2 pseudogenes are annotated in these 1,028 nt (G+C 63.7%); both read right to left on the bottom strand.

Features of this window, described 5'->3' with window-relative positions:
- A pseudogene (locus tag ACQKPE_RS26600) lies at positions 1-91 on the bottom strand (hypothetical protein); the annotation flags it as partial.
- A 3-nt stretch (positions 92-94) separates the two neighbouring features.
- Positions 95-940 (bottom strand): annotated as a pseudogene (locus ACQKPE_RS26595) (class I tRNA ligase family protein); the annotation flags it as partial.
- Positions 941-1,028: the final 88 nt, after the last annotated feature.

Raw genomic sequence — 1,028 nt, 5'->3', positions numbered from 1 at the left:
TGATGTCGGTCAGCGTTTCGGCTTCGGACTCGACAGCGCCCGTCAACGGGTAGCAGCCCAGGGTACGGAAACGCACCTTCTTCTTGACGATACGGCCGATCTCGTGGGAGCCGCGCAGCACGTGCCAGTGGGTGGTGCCGGAGTCGAACCACACGTCCAGGGTGTCGGCGATCTTGTCGTACTGGGCAGCCTCGTCGCCCAGCAACTCGGCAGCGTCCAGCTTGAACCAGGCCTCGATGCCTTCCTGCTCGACGCGCTTGGCCACTTCTTCCATCAGCTCGACGGTGCGTGGGTGCAGCTCGCCAGTCTGCTTGCTGAGGAAGAACGGAATCGGCACACCCCAGTTGCGCTGGCGCGAGATGCACCAGTCGGGGCGGTTGGCGATCATCGAATGCAGGCGCGCCTGGCCCCAGGACGGCACGAACTTGGTGTCTTCGATGGCCTTGAGCGCACGCTCGCGCAGCGGCTCGCCCGTGTTCGGCTGCTTGTCCATGCCGACGAACCACTGGGCAGTGGCGCGATAGATCAGCGGGGTCTTGTGGCGCCAGCAGTGCATGTAGCTGTGGCTGATGGTTTCTGTATGCATCAGCGCACCGACTTCCTGCAGCTTCTCGACGATGGCCGGGTTGGCCTTCCAGATGAACTGGCCGCCGAAGAACTCCAGGGACGGCACGTACACACCGTTGCTCTGCACCGGGGTGAGGATGTCGTCGTTGACCATGCCGTAGCGTTTGCAGGTGACGAAGTCATCTTCGCCGTAGGCTGGCGCGGAGTGCACCACACCGGTACCGGCGCCCAGCTCGACATAGTCGGCCAGGTAGACCGGCGACAGGCGGTCGTAGAACGGGTGGCGGAAATTGACCAGTTCCAGGGCCGAACCCGGAGCGGTGGCGATGATCGAGCCTTCCAGCGCATAACGCTTCAGGCACGCCTCGACCAGCTCAGACCACCCCATCAGCCCTCAATCTCCGGACAGCCTCAGCTCCCAGACCCAGTACATCGCCCAGCACCGCATCCGTATGCTCACC

Source organism: Pseudomonas sp. NPDC089554, assembly GCF_050280645.1.
In the GTDB taxonomy this organism is placed as follows: domain Bacteria; phylum Pseudomonadota; class Gammaproteobacteria; order Pseudomonadales; family Pseudomonadaceae; genus Aquipseudomonas.
This window is presented reverse-complemented; position numbering and strand designations above follow the sequence as displayed.